The organism is Algoriphagus confluentis (assembly GCF_036245625.1).
Lineage (GTDB): Bacteria > Bacteroidota > Bacteroidia > Cytophagales > Cyclobacteriaceae > Algoriphagus > Algoriphagus confluentis.
The window spans coordinates 218,649-233,000 of record NZ_BTPD01000004.1; the positions used below are offsets into that span (position 1 = coordinate 218,649).

Genomic DNA, 14,352 nt, shown 5'->3' on the forward strand with positions numbered 1-14,352 from the left:
GTCAAAATTTAAGCGGAGATCAATCTCCGCTTGTTTGATCAATTCAAACGGTCAAGGATGGCTTTCCACTCGGGCTTTTGGGGAATTCCCGGTTTTCTCAGGCCGAAGAATTGGGCCACCATTTCCCCATCTTTATCGAAAAGCTCCAAAGCTGAAACCAATCCTTCCGTGGTATTCTTATGGACCACAAAAGCTCTGGCGATTTCTCTTTCATTCAGATGCATATTAAACTCAGGATCCATCACATTCAGCCAGTCTCCCATCATTCGGATGGAGTTGACTTTGCCCTGATGGATTTGAATATTCCCCATATTTCCGGCAAAAATCATGATGGGAAGCTGAGTCTCTGAAGCTGATTCCAAGATTTTACGAGTGGAAAGCCTATCCACTTCGTATGCCCACTTGTCGTCGATCCATTCTACCGCATTCAGTCGGTTGAGCTTGTATTTGCGAAGCATGCCAAAGAAATCATGGGTATCCTTCATGTTTTCCCAATCCGATGTAAATGAGGCTTCATCCAATTCTTCTCTGCTGATGTATTCTTTGGCTGGAAAAGACTCCAAAACCAGTACGGGGCTCTGTTCCTCCGCCTGATGATCTTTGAGGAAAAGCTCTGCAAATTCCAGATTGGTTTCTTCCTGGAAGAAAACCTTCATTACGGCATTGCCCTCTTTGTCAAAATACTGAAGGCTATTTTGAGGTCCTCTTGGGGTGTCGTTGGATACGGCAAAGCCAAACTTCCACGCCCCAAAAAATACCCGCTGCTCTATCGGCCCAATTACAGTCCCAATCTGCTGTGGCCCAGCCTGCATGATGTCTATTTTTTGAAAAGTGCCTTTGTGCTCCAGCACGCATCCCTCATTCCGGGTCAGGGACATGACTTTTCCCAACTTGGGAAACTTCTGCACCTGATCTACAAAGTCTTCTTTCAGACGGATGACATTATCGCCCATTCCGGTAGCCAAGAGTTCCGCTTCGGATACGCCTAGCTTTTGGGCTGCGTCTCTGATTCTCAGCTGAGGTTCTTTTGCTTTCAGCTCTTCCCAGGCATTTTTTAGGCTGGAGGTGGTGATGAATGCTGTTTCCATAATTAGGCTTGTTTAGATTTTGAAAGATTGGAAAAGGAATGGGCAGAGGTACCCACGGTCCAGTGGCCATTGAGGGGATTTTTCATTAATTGGACCGGATAATCGAATACTTGGGAAAGAAGCTTTTCCTCCATGATTTCATTGACCGCACCGACTTTGGCGACCAGACCATTTTTCAGTAAGGCGATTCGGTCAGCGTATTGAGCGGCAAGATTGAGCTCATGAAGGATGACTAAAATCCCGATGTTTTTTGCTTTGAGTTTTTCAAGTATTCCCAGTACGGCATGCTGTTGAGCAATGTCCAAGCTTGAAGTTGGCTCATCCAAGAGAAGATATCTTGGGAAGGGCTTGGTCTCCCAGATCTGCACCAATACCCTGGCCAGCTGTACCCGTTGCTTTTCTCCTCCGGACAGGTGCTGGTAGAGCTTGTTTTGGAGGGGCGTAGTTCCGGTCAGATCCATTACTTCATCCAGGATTTTCCGTGGATTCTTAGCTTTTATTGCAATCAGCCCCAATTCAATGACTTCTCGGGCAGAAAAAGGGAAATTCACCGAGGAATGCTGAGGCATTACTGCTCGAACTTCGGCCAATTGACGGGGCTTGAGGGAGCCAATATGGAGCCCATTGTATTCCACTTGACCATGGCTGCAGGGGATTTCTCCCGAAAGAATCTTGAACAAAGTGGATTTTCCGGCTCCGTTGGGTCCAAGCACGGCCAGAATTTCCCCCGGCTGAATCACCAGATTGGCCTGATCTACAATGGGCTTTTTTCGGATGCAAAAATGAATGGCTTGGGCACTTAGCATTAGCTTCTGGATTTATGAAGTTGAAATATCAAAGCAATGAAGAATGGGGCACCTAGAAGGGCGGTAATGACTCCGATAGGCAGTTCGGCAGGAGCCACCCAAGTCCTTCCGATCAAGTCGGCGACATTGAGAAGGATCGCTCCCAAGAGGAAAGAGGCGGGCAAAACCAGCCGATGATCCGCTCCAAAGCTGATTCGGATCAAGTGGGGAACGATCAGGCCTACAAAGCCGATCATCCCAGTGAAGGCAACTCCCACACCGACAATCAATGCAGTAAGCAGGAGCAGTTTGATTTTGGTTTGTTTGACATTCACCCCCATGTGGAAGGCCTCCTGCTCTCCCAGAGAGAGGGCGTTGAGATTTTTGCTTTCTCCAATTAAGAGCAGAGAGGGAAGAAGGATTAATCCAGCTGCAAGTGGGACTTTGGCCCAGGAGGCCCCTCCCAAATCTCCCAAACTCCAAAAAGTGAAGCTTCTCAAAGCCGCATCGTCAGCATAGAATAAAGTCAACCCGATCAGGGCTCCGGCGAGCGCATTGATTGCTACTCCCGCAAGGATCAAGGTGGCGGTATCGGTTTTTCCCCTACCTCCCAAGAAGTAAACGGCCAATACATGAATCAAACCGCCCAAAAAGGCAAATAAAGGAAGACCGACCAGAGTAATCCAAGCAAAAGATTGGGCAATCCCCGGAATAAATACCAAGAAAATCACGGCAAACAAGGCGCTTCCGCTACTTACCCCAATTAAGCCTGGCTCTACCAAAGGATTCCTAAACAAGCCCTGCAAGGAAGCACCGGCGATACCCAACCCACCACCGATCAAAGTCGCCATCAGGATTCGGGGAAGTCGAATAGAATACAAGACATTGACTTGCCGGGACTCGTATTCCACCCAGTCAAATGGGAAGAGGATAGACACCACCTGAGCAAAAGAAATCGAAAATGCCCCTTGGGATAAGGAAAACAACCCTAACACCACAAGAAATACCAGCATTCCCCCTAGCAAAAGGGAGTTGACTCTGGACTTGGTATAGCTTAGGGTAAGATTATTCATGGCTTAAGGTCTTGTTGCTTTTGCCAGTTCCAAAGCAGCTTTCCCTGCTCGTGGCCCGAAAGCAGATAAATAATGTCCGTCAAAGACAAGAATCCGATCATTTTTGAAGGCTTCGGTCTCTTTGATTCCCTGAACTCCGGCAAGACCTTCTTTCCCGCCCAGACTTTCGATACCCGATTCAAAAAGCACTAGATAGTCTGGATTGATTGCTACAAGAGCCTCGGGGGTCAAAGGAATAAAATCTTTGAAACCCGTGGAAACGGACTGGATACCAGCCATTTTGAACATCTCAGCCGAAAAAGTCTCATCACCAGCCAAAAAGACGGTCTGAGGACCTCTCGCCATGATAAAGGCTGCAGAAGGAGAAGTATTTTGCTCACTCAAGAAGGCGCTCAATGCCTTTTGATCCTCTTCAATGGCCGAAATGAGTTCATTTCCTGCCTCCTCAGCTTCAAAAAACTTGGCCAGATTGCTGATAAAATATCTGGTCTCCTCCAGATTTTTGGGCTTTGGGAAAAGTTGAACCCGAATTCCTGAACTTTCCAGCTGAGCCACTACCTCTTCATTGAGATAACCTTCCTCGACCAGAACCAACTCAGGACCCAAGGACAGGATTCCCTCTGATTTGATCTGATTCCTATAGCCAATGCTGGGCAAATCCTGCATGGAGGCCGGGTAGGTCGAGGTGATATCGGTAGCAATGATCCGATCTCCAAATCCCAAAGAATAAACCACCTCTGTTAGGGTTCCCCCAGCGGTAATAATTCTTTCAGGAACTTCATCGGATTCCTCATCGGTCTGCTTAGGTGCTGAGCATGAACCCATAAGGAGTAGTAAGGCTAAGAATAAGGAATAGTTGGTTTTCATTTATTTAGACTGAATCAAAACAATGGCAAAATTATACTTAATTAGATTCAGTCCAAATAAATTTAAATGAAATAATTTTATCAATCTCCCAGACTTGATTTATAGAATATTAAAAAAGGAAAAATCTTCTGCTGAAAAGGCTGGGTGTAGGTCTGCTGAGGAAAAGAGAGACATTCGGGATTAATTTTCCAAATATCCTTTGGGATTAGCCGTTTATGACTAATTTTGCGCACGAATTAAAAAAGCGTATCCTTTTTACATTTCATCTAATCAAATGGCAAATATTGGAAAGATAACTCAGGTAATCGGGCCCGTAGTGGACGTTTCCTTTGAGGACGGCAAGTTACCCAACATCCTGGATGCATTGGAAGTAACCAAAGAAAACGGCCAAAGCGTCGTTTTGGAGGTTCAGCAGCATCTGGGAGAAGACCGAGTGAGAACCATCGCGATGGACTCATCCGAAGGAATGGTAAGAGGTATGGAAGTAAGAGACATGGGACAGCCCATCTCCGTTCCTACCGGTGAAGCAATCAAAGGCCGTCTTTTCAATGTGGTAGGTGAAGCAATCGACGGATTGCCTCAGGTTCCGGCTGGAAAGCGTCTGCCAATCCACCGTTCCGCACCAAAATTTGAAGACCTTTCCACTTCTACCGAAGTACTTTATACCGGTATCAAGGTAATCGACTTGATCGAACCTTATGCAAAAGGGGGTAAAATCGGTTTGTTCGGTGGTGCCGGTGTGGGTAAGACCGTATTGATTCAAGAATTGATCAACAACATTGCCAAGGCATACTCCGGTTTGTCCGTATTTGCAGGTGTAGGTGAAAGAACCCGTGAAGGAAACGACCTTTTGAGAGAAATGATCGAGTCTGGCATCGTAACTTATGGTGAGGATTTTATCCATAGCTTAGAAGAAGAAGGCGGTTGGGATCTATCCAAAGTAGACTTGAAGAAACTGGAAGATTCTAAGGCGACCTTCGTATTCGGTCAGATGAACGAGCCTCCTGGGGCGCGTGCACGAGTAGCCTTGACCGGATTGACTTTGGCAGAATACTACAGAGATGGTGATGGTACAGGTCAGGGACGTGATATCCTATTCTTTATCGACAACATCTTCCGATTCACTCAGGCAGGTTCTGAAGTATCCGCTTTGTTGGGACGTATGCCATCAGCGGTAGGTTATCAGCCTACTTTGGCCACAGAGATGGGTGCCATGCAGGAGCGAATCACTTCAACCAAAAATGGCTCCATTACTTCCGTACAGGCCGTTTACGTACCTGCGGATGACTTGACTGACCCGGCTCCTGCGACGACTTTCGCGCACTTGGATGCCACCACAGTATTGTCCCGTAAGATTGCCGAGTTGGGTATTTACCCTGCGGTGGATCCTTTGGATTCCACTTCCAGAATTCTTTCTCCGGATATCTTGGGCGATGATCACTACAACTGTGCTCAGCGAGTGAAGGAAATCCTTCAGCGATACAAAGAATTGCAGGATATCATTGCCATCCTCGGTATGGAAGAACTTTCTGAAGAGGATAAGATGGTCGTACACAGAGCTCGACGAGTTCAACGATTCCTTTCTCAGCCTTTCCACGTAGCGGAGCAGTTTACCGGTTTGAAAGGGGTATTGGTTGATATCAAAGACACCATCAAGGGCTTCAACATGATCATGGACGGTGAATTGGATCACCTTCCTGAAGCAGCTTTCAACTTGGTAGGTAGCATAGAAGATGCAATCGCTAAGGGAGAGAAGATGTTGGCTGAAGTGAAATAATACAATTAGTTACTGGTTATTAGTTATTGGTTTCCAAATGGAACCAATAACTTCTCAACTTACTAACTCAATAACTATTCAAACATGCAATTAGAAATCATCACTCCTGACAAGAAAGTCTTCGAAGGCGAGGTATCCGAGGCAAGCTTCCCCGGTGCATCAGGGTCTTTTCAGGTGCTGAACAACCACGCGCCGATTGTGTCTGCTTTGGCTAAGGGTGCAGTATCCTTTACTGCCAAAGAAGGAGGCAAGCAGTCATTGATTGTCGAAGGCGGTGTCGTAGAAGTAAAAAACAATGTAATTGTAGTCTTGGCTGAAAAAATCCTTGGCTAATTCAAAGTCAAAATAAATGGAAAAGTCCAACTCGAAAGGGTTGGACTTTTTTGGTATTTAGGGAGTATTCCAAAGCTTCAACTTTGGAAAAGTTGAACAATCAATCTTCAATAGGCCTTAATACTGCTCGTTTGATGTACTTCTTCTCTTTTTTGACCATTGAAGCATCAACAAAAACTAAGGTATCATTAATTACTCCTGCCAATTCTCCTAAATCCACTAAATTAAACTTTTTTGAAGTTTCATACCACTTCTTCATCCTTTCATCATATTTCATTAAATGTGTCTCAACCGATATTTCATTTTTCATAATTGACTGGAGAAAAATCCCCTTAGAATCAAATTTGATATCATTGAAATAATGAGGTACTGGGTAATATTCTACCGCACCGATTGAGTTATCAACCTCTTTATCTAGGAAAGGAATGGAAAAATCGAAAAACCTACTATTAGGAAACTCGATAATATTCTCATCAAATTTCATGTTCTTTAAGTCAAAAACTGAAATGGATTTAGTAAAAGGGAATGAAATGTAAAGTTTTTGTCCGTCCTTTTTACCCGAAGTAACAATTTTCCCTGGACCGATAAATTTATTGAGGTTTCTTAATTGGTCGGGAAAAGGAATGTAATCATTCAAATGCTTTCCTTCTCGATCATAAAAACTCAAAAAATTATCTGTCAGTTCATAGTATTTATTTGAAGTAAAGGCGACTTCGTTTGTGGAGTTCTCAACAATAAATTTGTCTCCAAAATTTTCAAAAACACCCAAAAGAATCGGCTTAATCCAGACATTTTCAGGTGTTCTTAAAGCAGTAGATATCAGATGCCTATTCCCTTTACTTTTTTCAAAGTTATATTGATGAACCCTCTTACTAACCCCATCTAAAATTGAAATCTTAGGGAAATCGGTCCAAATTACTTTAGAAGGTCTAAATGATATTCCCATTTCCTCATTAGACAAAATTGAATAAGATTCCAAACCCGATCTTCTATCGAAAACCCAAATTCCTTTGCTTGGAATACTTTCTATTCCTACAAGCGTATCATTTATCAATGCTACTGAAGAAGGCCTTTGAAGGAATCCATTTTCTTCAAGAATCTCCAATGAATCTATCAAAATCAAATCTAGAGCCTGTGGAGGCCCAGAATTTGGTTTTTCACCTCCACAGGAAGATAATAAGAGAGGTAAAAGAATAACTTTTAAAGTTCTCATATACCTTAATCACATTCCAGCGAAGCTGGGTCACCAGGACATATCACAATTATACACCCGCCTTCACAAAGATAGGTGGCACAATTATATTGGTCAGTCCCAACAAAATTGCAATCTTCAGCAAAAGAGGTAAGGCAAAATAAGGTGAAAAAGGCCAAGACCAAAATCATCGTTTTTTTCATTCTGTTTTTTGTTTTAGTGAAAAGATAGATTTAAAAGCTAGCTTACCTAAAACTAGAAAATCAATAGTTAAGGAACAAACGGATACCTAATTGAAATTTATTCAATTTGATTTTCGGTTAAAATTGTAGGGGGGGGGGGGGCAAAATTCTTGTTTGAACGGCAATTTTTTTCATCCCAGGGAAGTAATTCTATGAATATCCGCTTTCCTATCAGTGAAAAAATAAGTTTTGGATAGAGTCTCAACTGGGGGCAGTAAGCTTTGTCTGTCCTCGATGGACGATTATTCGCAACATTTACCATTAGTATTTCCTCTACCGGTAGGATTGCTGATAATCAAATATTTTTAAAATCTTTCCATCTTCAAATTATTGAAAAATTCCCTTACCTTTGCCCCCACGAAAGGGGGTGTACACTTATGATCATAGTAAACGTAAAAGAAAACGAATCCATCGAAAAAGCGCTGAAGCGCTTCAAAAAGAAGTTTGACAAGACCGGTGCGGTTCGCGAACTTAGAGCCCGTCAGGCTTTCACCAAACCTTCCGTCAAAAGAAGAGATCAAGTCATCAAAGCGGCTTACAAGCAAAGACTTCAAAACGAAGCTAACAAGTAATCACATTTGAGATGAACCATAGAAACCTGCTCCCGCGAGCAGGTTTTTTTGTATAAATGATTTTTGTCACTGGATACCGGGGATTTTTCTCTTACCTTAATTGAAGTAAGATTACCCTATGATCGATTCTTTCATCAATTACCTGGAGTTCGAAAAACGCAGCAGCGCACACACCGTGCTAGCCTACAGAAAAGACCTGGAGCAGGCAGCAGAATTCGTCCATTTGTCCTTTGAGCTTGCCAATCTGGAATCCTGCACACATGCCGAATTGAGAGCATGGATCATCGATCTGGTCGAGCAGGGAATGAGTGCCACCACGGTCAATCGAAAACTGGCCACCCTCCGGTCCTATTTCAAATTTTTGCTCAGATCCAAAGTCATCACAAAAGACCCCACCTATAAGTTAAAATCTCTTAAAACGCCCAAAAAACTCCCGGATTTCGTGCAAGAATCCACACTGGAGGACGTTTTGAAGGAAGAAGTCTATGAACCTTCTTTCGAAGGTCAAAGAGATCGAATGGTCCTTGAGTTTTTGTACCTCACCGGCATCCGGCTCTCTGAATTGATACATCTGAAGTGGAAAAACCTCAACCTCATCGAAAAGCAAGTGAAGGTGCTAGGCAAAAGGCAAAAAGAACGAATCATTCCCATCACCAATGGATTGGTTCAAAATATAATTCTGTACCGAAAAGAATTTGAGGAAAGGTTTTCAAAACTTGACGGGAATGACTACTTTATTGTGAGTAATAAGGGAGAGCAAAGCTATCCGATGATGATCTACAGAACAGTCAGGCACTATTTGGATCTTTTTGCGCAGAATACGCGACGAAGTCCCCATATCCTGCGTCATACCTTCGCTACCCACCTGCTCAACAAGGGTGCGGATCTGAATGCGGTCAAGGACCTACTTGGCCATGCAAATCTCGCCGCAACCCAAGTCTACACCCACAATACCCTGGAAAAACTGAAGGCTGTGTTTGAACAGGCACATCCTAAAGCGTAAATAAATCAATTGTTCAACCACTAAATGCAAATCGTTATGAAACTGCAAATGCACTCCATCCACTTCGACGCTGACAGAAAGCTGATCGACTTTATTCAGAAAAAGGCAGACAAACTGGACACCTTTTACGACCGGATCATTGATGGAGAGGTTTTTATGAGACTGGATAAAAATGAGAAAAACGAAAATAAAATTGTGGAAATCAAGCTGAATGTCCCCGGCAAGCAGTTCTTTGCCAAGCATCAGGATGATTCCTTCGAGGCCGCTGCAGACGAAGCAGTCGAAGGCCTCAGACGACAAATCAAAAAGTATAAAGAAAAAGTAGTCTTGGCCAAGCAATAAGTTTTAGCCAAATTTGCATCAAACCCTCAGGAAACTGAGGGTTTTGTTTTTCAGGCAACTCATGAAAAATCCCGCTTCCCGAAATTACCTTTTGATTTTTTGGTCCGTAAACCTTGCACTTGCAGGAGTCAAGTTGCTTTTTGCTTTCCGGCCGGAATTGGATTTGTTTACGGAAGAAGCTCAATATTGGCTTTGGTCCCGAAACCTGGACTGGCATTATTATTCCAAGCCTCCCATGGTGGCTTTGCTCAATTTCATCAGCACGGGAGTCTTTGGCCACACTGAGGCAGCTGTCCGGCTGATTCCCATTTTTGCCGGATTGGGAACGGCTTGGATGGTGTTTCGCCTCACTGACTACCTATATTCATCCAAAAAAACAGCTTGTCTGGCAGGGCTACTCTTTTTGGGGATGCCAATTCACCTCCTGGAATTCACCTTTCACACCACAGACACGTCCATGACTTTCTTCTGGACTTGGGCTTGGTTTCTACTCTATCGGGCCATTCAGGAAAACAAAACCTCACTTTGGATTGCTGCAGGGCTCATCACCGCTTTGGGAATCATGTCCAAGGCGACCATGATTTTGATCTTCCCGGCCTCTTTGATTTTTCTTTTCCTTTCCAGCAAGCTGAAAAAGTTTGGAAAATACTGGTTGATCCTACTTGCCGTTTCTTTATTGGGATTTCTCCCAAGTTTGATCTGGAATCTGCAGAATGACTTTTATACCTTCAAGCACCTAGCTGCATTGGGAGGAGCTTCCGGGGGAGAATCTAGGCCTTTTGATTTGGGGCTTTTGCTCAGCAGGACCTCCGAATACCTTGGCGGCCAATTGGCCATGGTATCCCTATTCTTCCTTCCCTTTTTCTTTTTTGCATTCAAAAGATTAATCCGGGAAAGAACACTTTCTGATCTCTACCCCGTACTGCCGGGCATCCTTACCTTCTTAGGATTTGGGGGACTTAGTCTGTTTACCTGGATCGAAGTCAATTGGCCTGGGTTTGCCTACAGCACCTTTCCGGTCTTCCTAGCCCCAATTGTAGCCAATCTGGAATCCGGATGGAAAAAGTACACTTCATGGGCTTTGGGAATTAGTTTGGCTCTACAGATAATCCTGCTTTTTCCAGATCTGTTCCAATGGAAAAGTCAAGGCCCGATTTTCAAAGCTGAAAAAGCAATATTTAAGCGGATGGTCGGATATGAAGATCTGGGCAAGCGGATTGATTTCCTTCAGGACAGTCTTAGTCTGACCTCACCGGTTCTTTTCAGCGAAAGCTACCATGTGGCCTCAGAGTTGGCCTTTTATGTAGAAGGACATCCCCAAACCTACACTGTAAATATGGGTTCACGAAAAAATCAATGGGACCTTTGGCCGGGGATGGATCAATTTATCAATCAAGAGAGCACTTTCATTTTTGTAAGCAGAAATCAAGAATCTCCCGAGTCAGTCACGGAGTTTTCCCGATTGATTCATGAGGAAAAATTGTCCTATCAGTTTGGCAAGGATACTTTGGGATTTACGAAAATTCAGGTTTGGGAGAATCTTCTTGATTATAACCCAGTAGATACCGGCAAATTCTGAGAGGAAAAAATCAAAATAATCTTTGGTGATTGCCTATTTGAGGCTTTGATTTTGCCCACCCAAGGATTTCTGGGTATTTTTGACCAAATTTTATCCCATGAAGCAGCCACTTTTGTCCGTAGTCATCACCGTCTACAACGAAGAAGATAACATCAAACCACTTTTGGAGGCTACCTACGCCGCTCTTTCGGAAATCGACTACGAGGTGATTTTGATCGAAGATGGGTCCACAGATGGAACCGTGAAGGAAGTAAAGAAATACGCGAATGACCGCACTCGCCTGATCATTTTCAACAGAAACTACGGACAAACCACAGCTCTGGCAGCAGGAATCGACTCGGCAACCGGCACCTATATCGCTACCATGGATGGAGATCTACAAAACGACCCCACCGACATCCCAACCATGCTTCAAAAGGCTATCGATGAAGAGTGGGATGTAGTGGCTGGGCGTCGGGCGAAACGAAAGGACGGATTTGTCCTGAGGAAAATCCCCTCCAAAATCGCCAATTGGGTCATTCGAAATACAACCAAAGTCTACCTCAATGATTACGGCTGTACCCTGCGGGTGTACAAAGCAGAAATCGCCCAAAACATGGGCTTGTATGGAGAACTCCACCGCTTTATCCCGGTTTTGGCCAAGCAGCAGGGAGCCAAAATGACCGAAGTGGATGTGAAGCACCATCCTAGGATTCACGGAACCTCCAAATACGGATTGAGTCGGACATTTAAGGTTCTGGCGGATTTGATCCTAATGCTCTTCTTCCAGAAATATTTTCAGCGTCCGATCCACCTTTTCGGGGGCTTGGGTCTGATTTCCTTTTTTCTGGGCTCATTGATCAGCATGTATTTACTCATTCTTAAAATCATGGGCGAGGACATCTGGGGCAGACCGATCATGATTCTGGGATTTATCCTGATTTTGGGAGGAATTCAGTTGATTACCACCGGAATCATCGCGGAGATTATTGTGCGGACCTATTTTGAGTCTCAAAACAAGAAGACTTATACCATTCGCTCCATTTATCAAGGTCAGCAATCTTCAGCGGAAGTCGCCCAGGTGGTGATTTCCACCACAGAAGAGAAGTAAAATCAATCCTTTGGAAGCGAAAAACTCTCTTTTGAAAAAGACAAAAACAGCAGGAAAACTCCTGCTGACCGGGTTGGCTCTTTTTCTGGTTTTCCGCAAAATAGATACGGCTCAACTTTGGGGTTTAGCGCAGAAAATCCAGCTGATTTGGATCCTTCCGGCCATCGTTCTTTTTATCCTGAGCAAAGTTGCCACAGCTATCCGGCTCAATCTATATTTTAAAAACATCAGAATCCGTCTTTCCGAACAGCAAAACTGGAGGCTTTACCTGATCGGGATGTTTTACAATCTTTTTCTTCCCGGAGGAATAGGCGGAGACGGCTACAAAGTGTACCTACTCAACAAGCATTTCAAAACTCCTGTCAAAAAACTGATTCAGGCTGCTCTTTTGGATCGATTGGGTGGATTGGTGGCTATCTTTTTTCTTTTGTTTGCGCTTTTCTTAGTAGTGGATATCCAAATTGATTTTTTGGAAAGCGGTTTTTGGAACGGGCTGATGGTTTCCGGTTTGATTTTGACGGTCCCTGCCTTTTGGTTACTTCAAAAGTTCCTTTTCCGGGACTTCCTTCCCTCCTTCTGGCCGGCCAATGTTTGGTCATTTGCTGGTCAGCTCGCTCAGCTCATTTGTGCTTGGTTTATTCTTTTGGCTTTGGGAATTGAGGAAAAAATCTTGGCCTATCAGCTAGTCTTTTTGCTTTCTTCCATCGTGGCTGTACTTCCTTTGACCATCGGAGGAGTGGGTGCCCGGGAATTGGTATTCGTCTATGCCCACACGTATGCAGGAATCGAAGAGACGGCAGCCGTGGCTTTCAGCTTGATCTTTTTCCTGATTTCAGCGGGAATATCGTTGGCTGGAGCCTTTATCAAAGTTGATTTAACAGAAAACCACAACTAGCTGTATTTCAATTGTTTTTATTCAAATCATCCTTACAAATTTAAAATGGTACTTTAAATCTGCCAGGATCAAGGCTAGTCTAAATTTTTTAAATCCATACCTTTGCCCAAAATCTCCAACCCATGACACGAACAGAGCTTTTCGCCCAAATCCAACAAAAATCATCCTTTCTGTGCGTAGGTCTGGATCCTGATTTGGGGAAAATTCCGGCTCATTTGCGATCAGAGCCTGATCCGATCTTCAGTTTTTGCAAAGCCATCATTGAAGAAACTGCGGATTATGCGGTGGCCTATAAGCCAAACATCGCCTTTTTCGAGGCCTTGGGTGCTAAAGGATGGGATACCTTGGCAAAGGTCGCTGAGATCATGCCTAATGACGTCTTTACCATTGCCGATGCCAAGCGGGGAGACATCGGAAATACCTCCAAACTCTACGCAAAGGCCTTTTTTGAAACCATGAACTTTGATTCGGTGACTGTGGCTCCTTATATGGGAAAGGACTCGGTGACTCCATTTTTGGAGTTTGAAAATAAGTGGGTCATTCTTTTGGCCTTGACTTCCAATGCGGGCTCTTTGGATTTTCAGCTGATTGAAGACCAATCCGGAAAGCCGCTTTATCAGTCTGTGTTGGAAAAAAGTCAAGAATGGGGCAGTCCAGAAAATCTCATGTATGTAGTTGGTGCGACTCGTGGGGAACTGATCGGTGAAGTGCGGAAAGTAGCCCCAGAGCATTTCTTTTTGGTTCCGGGAGTGGGTGCACAGGGTGGAAGCCTGTCTGATGTGGCCCGGTTTGGGATGAATTCGACCTGTGGACTTTTGGTCAATTCAAGTCGGGGGATTATTTATGCTTCAGGTGAAAAGGACTTTGCAAAAGCAGCCAGAAAAGAAGCTGAAAAGCTGCAGGTAGAAATGAAGGTGCTCTTGGAGAAGTATCTTTGATTATTTGTAGTGGCCAACCACCGAAATCACAGTTACAGTTATGATTTTCTGATCCACAGCATAGACCAATCGGTGTTCCCTATTTAATCTTCTCGACCAAAATCCAGTAAGATCATGTTTCAATTGTTCCGGTTGCCCTGTGCCGGTAAAAGGGTGATCAGCTAATTCAACCAGGAGGCTTTTTAGTTTCTTAAGCAAAGCCTTGTTCCCCGTCTCCTTCAGTTTTTCTATTCCATCCAATGCTTTTTGAGTAAAAACTAACTCATAGCTCATAAGCCTAGAAGTTGGTCCAACTCATTTTTTTTGACTTTAGTAATTTTTCCCGATTTGTAATCCTCGATTCCTTCCTTTACCTCCTGTATTACTTTTGGATCAAGAAAAAAGCGATCCTCCTCACTTATAGGGACCAATACATAGGACTTATCTTTCCCTCTTTGGACAATGACTTGTTGATTTTGATCCACAAGGTCGAAGTATTTTTTCTGATTATCCCTGAATTCCTTTGAGCTGATCACTAACATAATTTTGAATTTTTTGTACCTTTTTGGTACACCAAATTTAAATAAAAAGTTCAGA

Annotated in this window: 16 protein-coding genes; 9 read left to right on the top strand and 7 right to left on the bottom strand. The window is 43.8% G+C overall.

The window, feature by feature from the left end; genetic code table 11:
* Window positions 1–38 precede the first annotated feature (38 nt).
* Genes AAA943_RS07440 through AAA943_RS07455 form a run of 4 tightly spaced genes read right to left on the bottom strand, consistent with a single transcriptional unit; the run spans window position 39 to window position 3,813 of the window.
* Complete coding sequence (locus AAA943_RS07440; RefSeq protein ID WP_338223600.1) at window positions 39–1,088, bottom strand: hemin-degrading factor; 1,050 nt, start codon at window positions 1,086–1,088, stop codon at window positions 39–41.
* 2 nt (window positions 1,089–1,090) lie between these two features.
* The gene (locus tag AAA943_RS07445) at window positions 1,091–1,906 is read right to left on the bottom strand and encodes a heme ABC transporter ATP-binding protein (RefSeq protein ID WP_420915597.1); all 816 of its coding nucleotides are present in this window, start codon (window positions 1,904–1,906) and stop codon (window positions 1,091–1,093) included.
* Window positions 1,894–2,946, bottom strand: a complete 1,053-nt coding sequence (locus tag AAA943_RS07450; RefSeq protein ID WP_338223602.1) for a FecCD family ABC transporter permease — start codon at window positions 2,944–2,946, stop codon at window positions 1,894–1,896. The genes AAA943_RS07445 and AAA943_RS07450 overlap by 13 nt, the downstream gene beginning before the upstream one ends.
* Before the next feature lie 3 nt (window positions 2,947–2,949).
* A complete protein-coding gene (locus AAA943_RS07455) occupies window positions 2,950–3,813 on the bottom strand; it encodes a heme/hemin ABC transporter substrate-binding protein (protein ID WP_338223603.1) in 864 nt (287 codons plus the stop codon).
* A 274-nt stretch (window positions 3,814–4,087) separates the two neighbouring features.
* Here AAA943_RS07455 and atpD point away from each other — a divergent pair, with 274 nt between their 5' ends.
* Window positions 4,088–5,590, top strand: a complete 1,503-nt coding sequence (atpD, locus tag AAA943_RS07460; RefSeq protein WP_338220686.1) for a F0F1 ATP synthase subunit beta — start codon at window positions 4,088–4,090, stop codon at window positions 5,588–5,590.
* Window positions 5,591–5,674: 84 nt separating this feature from the next.
* Window positions 5,675–5,923 carry an ATP synthase F1 subunit epsilon gene (gene atpC / locus AAA943_RS07465; RefSeq protein WP_338223604.1) on the top strand — a complete coding sequence of 83 codons (249 nt, stop codon included), beginning with the start codon at window positions 5,675–5,677 and terminating at the stop codon, window positions 5,921–5,923.
* Window positions 5,924–6,023: 100 nt separating this feature from the next.
* Here the strand turns inward: atpC and AAA943_RS07470 are convergent, their stop codons facing one another.
* Window positions 6,024–7,136: a hypothetical protein gene (locus AAA943_RS07470; RefSeq protein ID WP_338223605.1), complete on the bottom strand. Its 1,113-nt coding sequence runs from the start codon at window positions 7,134–7,136 to the stop codon at window positions 6,024–6,026.
* Between the two features lie 598 nt (window positions 7,137–7,734).
* On the opposite strand from AAA943_RS07470, the gene rpsU reads away from it, so the two are divergent.
* The 7 genes from rpsU (at window position 7,735) to pyrF (ending at window position 13,776) form a co-directional block, all read left to right on the top strand.
* Window positions 7,735–7,929, top strand: coding sequence for a 30S ribosomal protein S21 (gene rpsU / locus AAA943_RS07475; protein WP_338220684.1), 195 nt, complete (start codon window positions 7,735–7,737; stop codon window positions 7,927–7,929).
* Between the two features lie 118 nt (window positions 7,930–8,047).
* Window positions 8,048–8,932 carry a tyrosine-type recombinase/integrase gene (locus AAA943_RS07480; RefSeq protein ID WP_338223606.1) on the top strand — a complete coding sequence of 295 codons (885 nt, stop codon included), beginning with the start codon at window positions 8,048–8,050 and terminating at the stop codon, window positions 8,930–8,932.
* A 36-nt stretch (window positions 8,933–8,968) separates the two neighbouring features.
* Entirely contained in the window at window positions 8,969–9,274 is a 306-nt protein-coding gene (gene hpf / locus AAA943_RS07485; protein WP_338220682.1) for a ribosome hibernation-promoting factor, HPF/YfiA family, read from the top strand.
* Window positions 9,275–9,335: 61 nt separating this feature from the next.
* Window positions 9,336–10,853: an ArnT family glycosyltransferase gene (locus AAA943_RS07490; protein ID WP_338223608.1), complete on the top strand. Its 1,518-nt coding sequence runs from the start codon at window positions 9,336–9,338 to the stop codon at window positions 10,851–10,853.
* 97 nt (window positions 10,854–10,950) lie between these two features.
* The gene (locus tag AAA943_RS07495; RefSeq protein WP_338223609.1) at window positions 10,951–11,943 is read left to right on the top strand and encodes a glycosyltransferase family 2 protein; all 993 of its coding nucleotides are present in this window, start codon (window positions 10,951–10,953) and stop codon (window positions 11,941–11,943) included.
* Between the two features lie 31 nt (window positions 11,944–11,974).
* Window positions 11,975–12,838, top strand: a complete 864-nt coding sequence (locus tag AAA943_RS07500) for a lysylphosphatidylglycerol synthase transmembrane domain-containing protein (protein WP_338223610.1) — start codon at window positions 11,975–11,977, stop codon at window positions 12,836–12,838.
* A 122-nt stretch (window positions 12,839–12,960) separates the two neighbouring features.
* A complete protein-coding gene (pyrF, locus tag AAA943_RS07505) occupies window positions 12,961–13,776 on the top strand; it encodes an orotidine-5'-phosphate decarboxylase (RefSeq protein WP_338223611.1) in 816 nt (271 codons plus the stop codon).
* On the opposite strand, the gene AAA943_RS07510 is transcribed toward pyrF, so the two are convergent.
* Both AAA943_RS07510 and AAA943_RS07515 read right to left on the bottom strand, forming a co-directional pair.
* On the bottom strand, window positions 13,777–14,049 hold the full coding sequence (locus tag AAA943_RS07510; RefSeq protein WP_338223612.1) for a Txe/YoeB family addiction module toxin: 273 nt from the start codon (window positions 14,047–14,049) through the stop codon (window positions 13,777–13,779).
* Window positions 14,046–14,297 carry a type II toxin-antitoxin system Phd/YefM family antitoxin gene (locus AAA943_RS07515; protein ID WP_338223613.1) on the bottom strand — a complete coding sequence of 84 codons (252 nt, stop codon included), beginning with the start codon at window positions 14,295–14,297 and terminating at the stop codon, window positions 14,046–14,048. The genes AAA943_RS07510 and AAA943_RS07515 overlap by 4 nt, the downstream gene beginning before the upstream one ends.
* Window positions 14,298–14,352: the final 55 nt, after the last annotated feature.

What these genes read in the sequence shown, in the direction of transcription:
- AAA943_RS07440 (WP_338223600.1), bottom strand. Translation starts at nt 1,088, where the DNA reads ATGGAAACAGCATTCATCACCACCTCCAGCCTAAAAAATGCCTGGGAA.
- AAA943_RS07450 (WP_338223602.1), bottom strand. Translation starts at nt 2,946, where the DNA reads ATGAATAATCTTACCCTAAGCTATACCAAGTCCAGAGTCAACTCCCTT.
- AAA943_RS07455 (WP_338223603.1), bottom strand. Translation starts at nt 3,813, where the DNA reads ATGAAAACCAACTATTCCTTATTCTTAGCCTTACTACTCCTTATGGGT.
- atpD (WP_338220686.1), top strand. Translation starts at nt 4,088, where the DNA reads ATGGCAAATATTGGAAAGATAACTCAGGTAATCGGGCCCGTAGTGGAC.
- atpC (WP_338223604.1), top strand. Translation starts at nt 5,675, where the DNA reads ATGCAATTAGAAATCATCACTCCTGACAAGAAAGTCTTCGAAGGCGAG.
- AAA943_RS07470 (WP_338223605.1), bottom strand. Translation starts at nt 7,136, where the DNA reads ATGAGAACTTTAAAAGTTATTCTTTTACCTCTCTTATTATCTTCCTGT.
- rpsU (WP_338220684.1), top strand. Translation starts at nt 7,735, where the DNA reads ATGATCATAGTAAACGTAAAAGAAAACGAATCCATCGAAAAAGCGCTG.
- AAA943_RS07480 (WP_338223606.1), top strand. Translation starts at nt 8,048, where the DNA reads ATGATCGATTCTTTCATCAATTACCTGGAGTTCGAAAAACGCAGCAGC.
- hpf (WP_338220682.1), top strand. Translation starts at nt 8,969, where the DNA reads ATGAAACTGCAAATGCACTCCATCCACTTCGACGCTGACAGAAAGCTG.
- AAA943_RS07490 (WP_338223608.1), top strand. Translation starts at nt 9,336, where the DNA reads ATGAAAAATCCCGCTTCCCGAAATTACCTTTTGATTTTTTGGTCCGTA.
- AAA943_RS07495 (WP_338223609.1), top strand. Translation starts at nt 10,951, where the DNA reads ATGAAGCAGCCACTTTTGTCCGTAGTCATCACCGTCTACAACGAAGAA.
- pyrF (WP_338223611.1), top strand. Translation starts at nt 12,961, where the DNA reads ATGACACGAACAGAGCTTTTCGCCCAAATCCAACAAAAATCATCCTTT.
- AAA943_RS07510 (WP_338223612.1), bottom strand. Translation starts at nt 14,049, where the DNA reads ATGAGCTATGAGTTAGTTTTTACTCAAAAAGCATTGGATGGAATAGAA.
- AAA943_RS07515 (WP_338223613.1), bottom strand. Translation starts at nt 14,297, where the DNA reads ATGTTAGTGATCAGCTCAAAGGAATTCAGGGATAATCAGAAAAAATAC.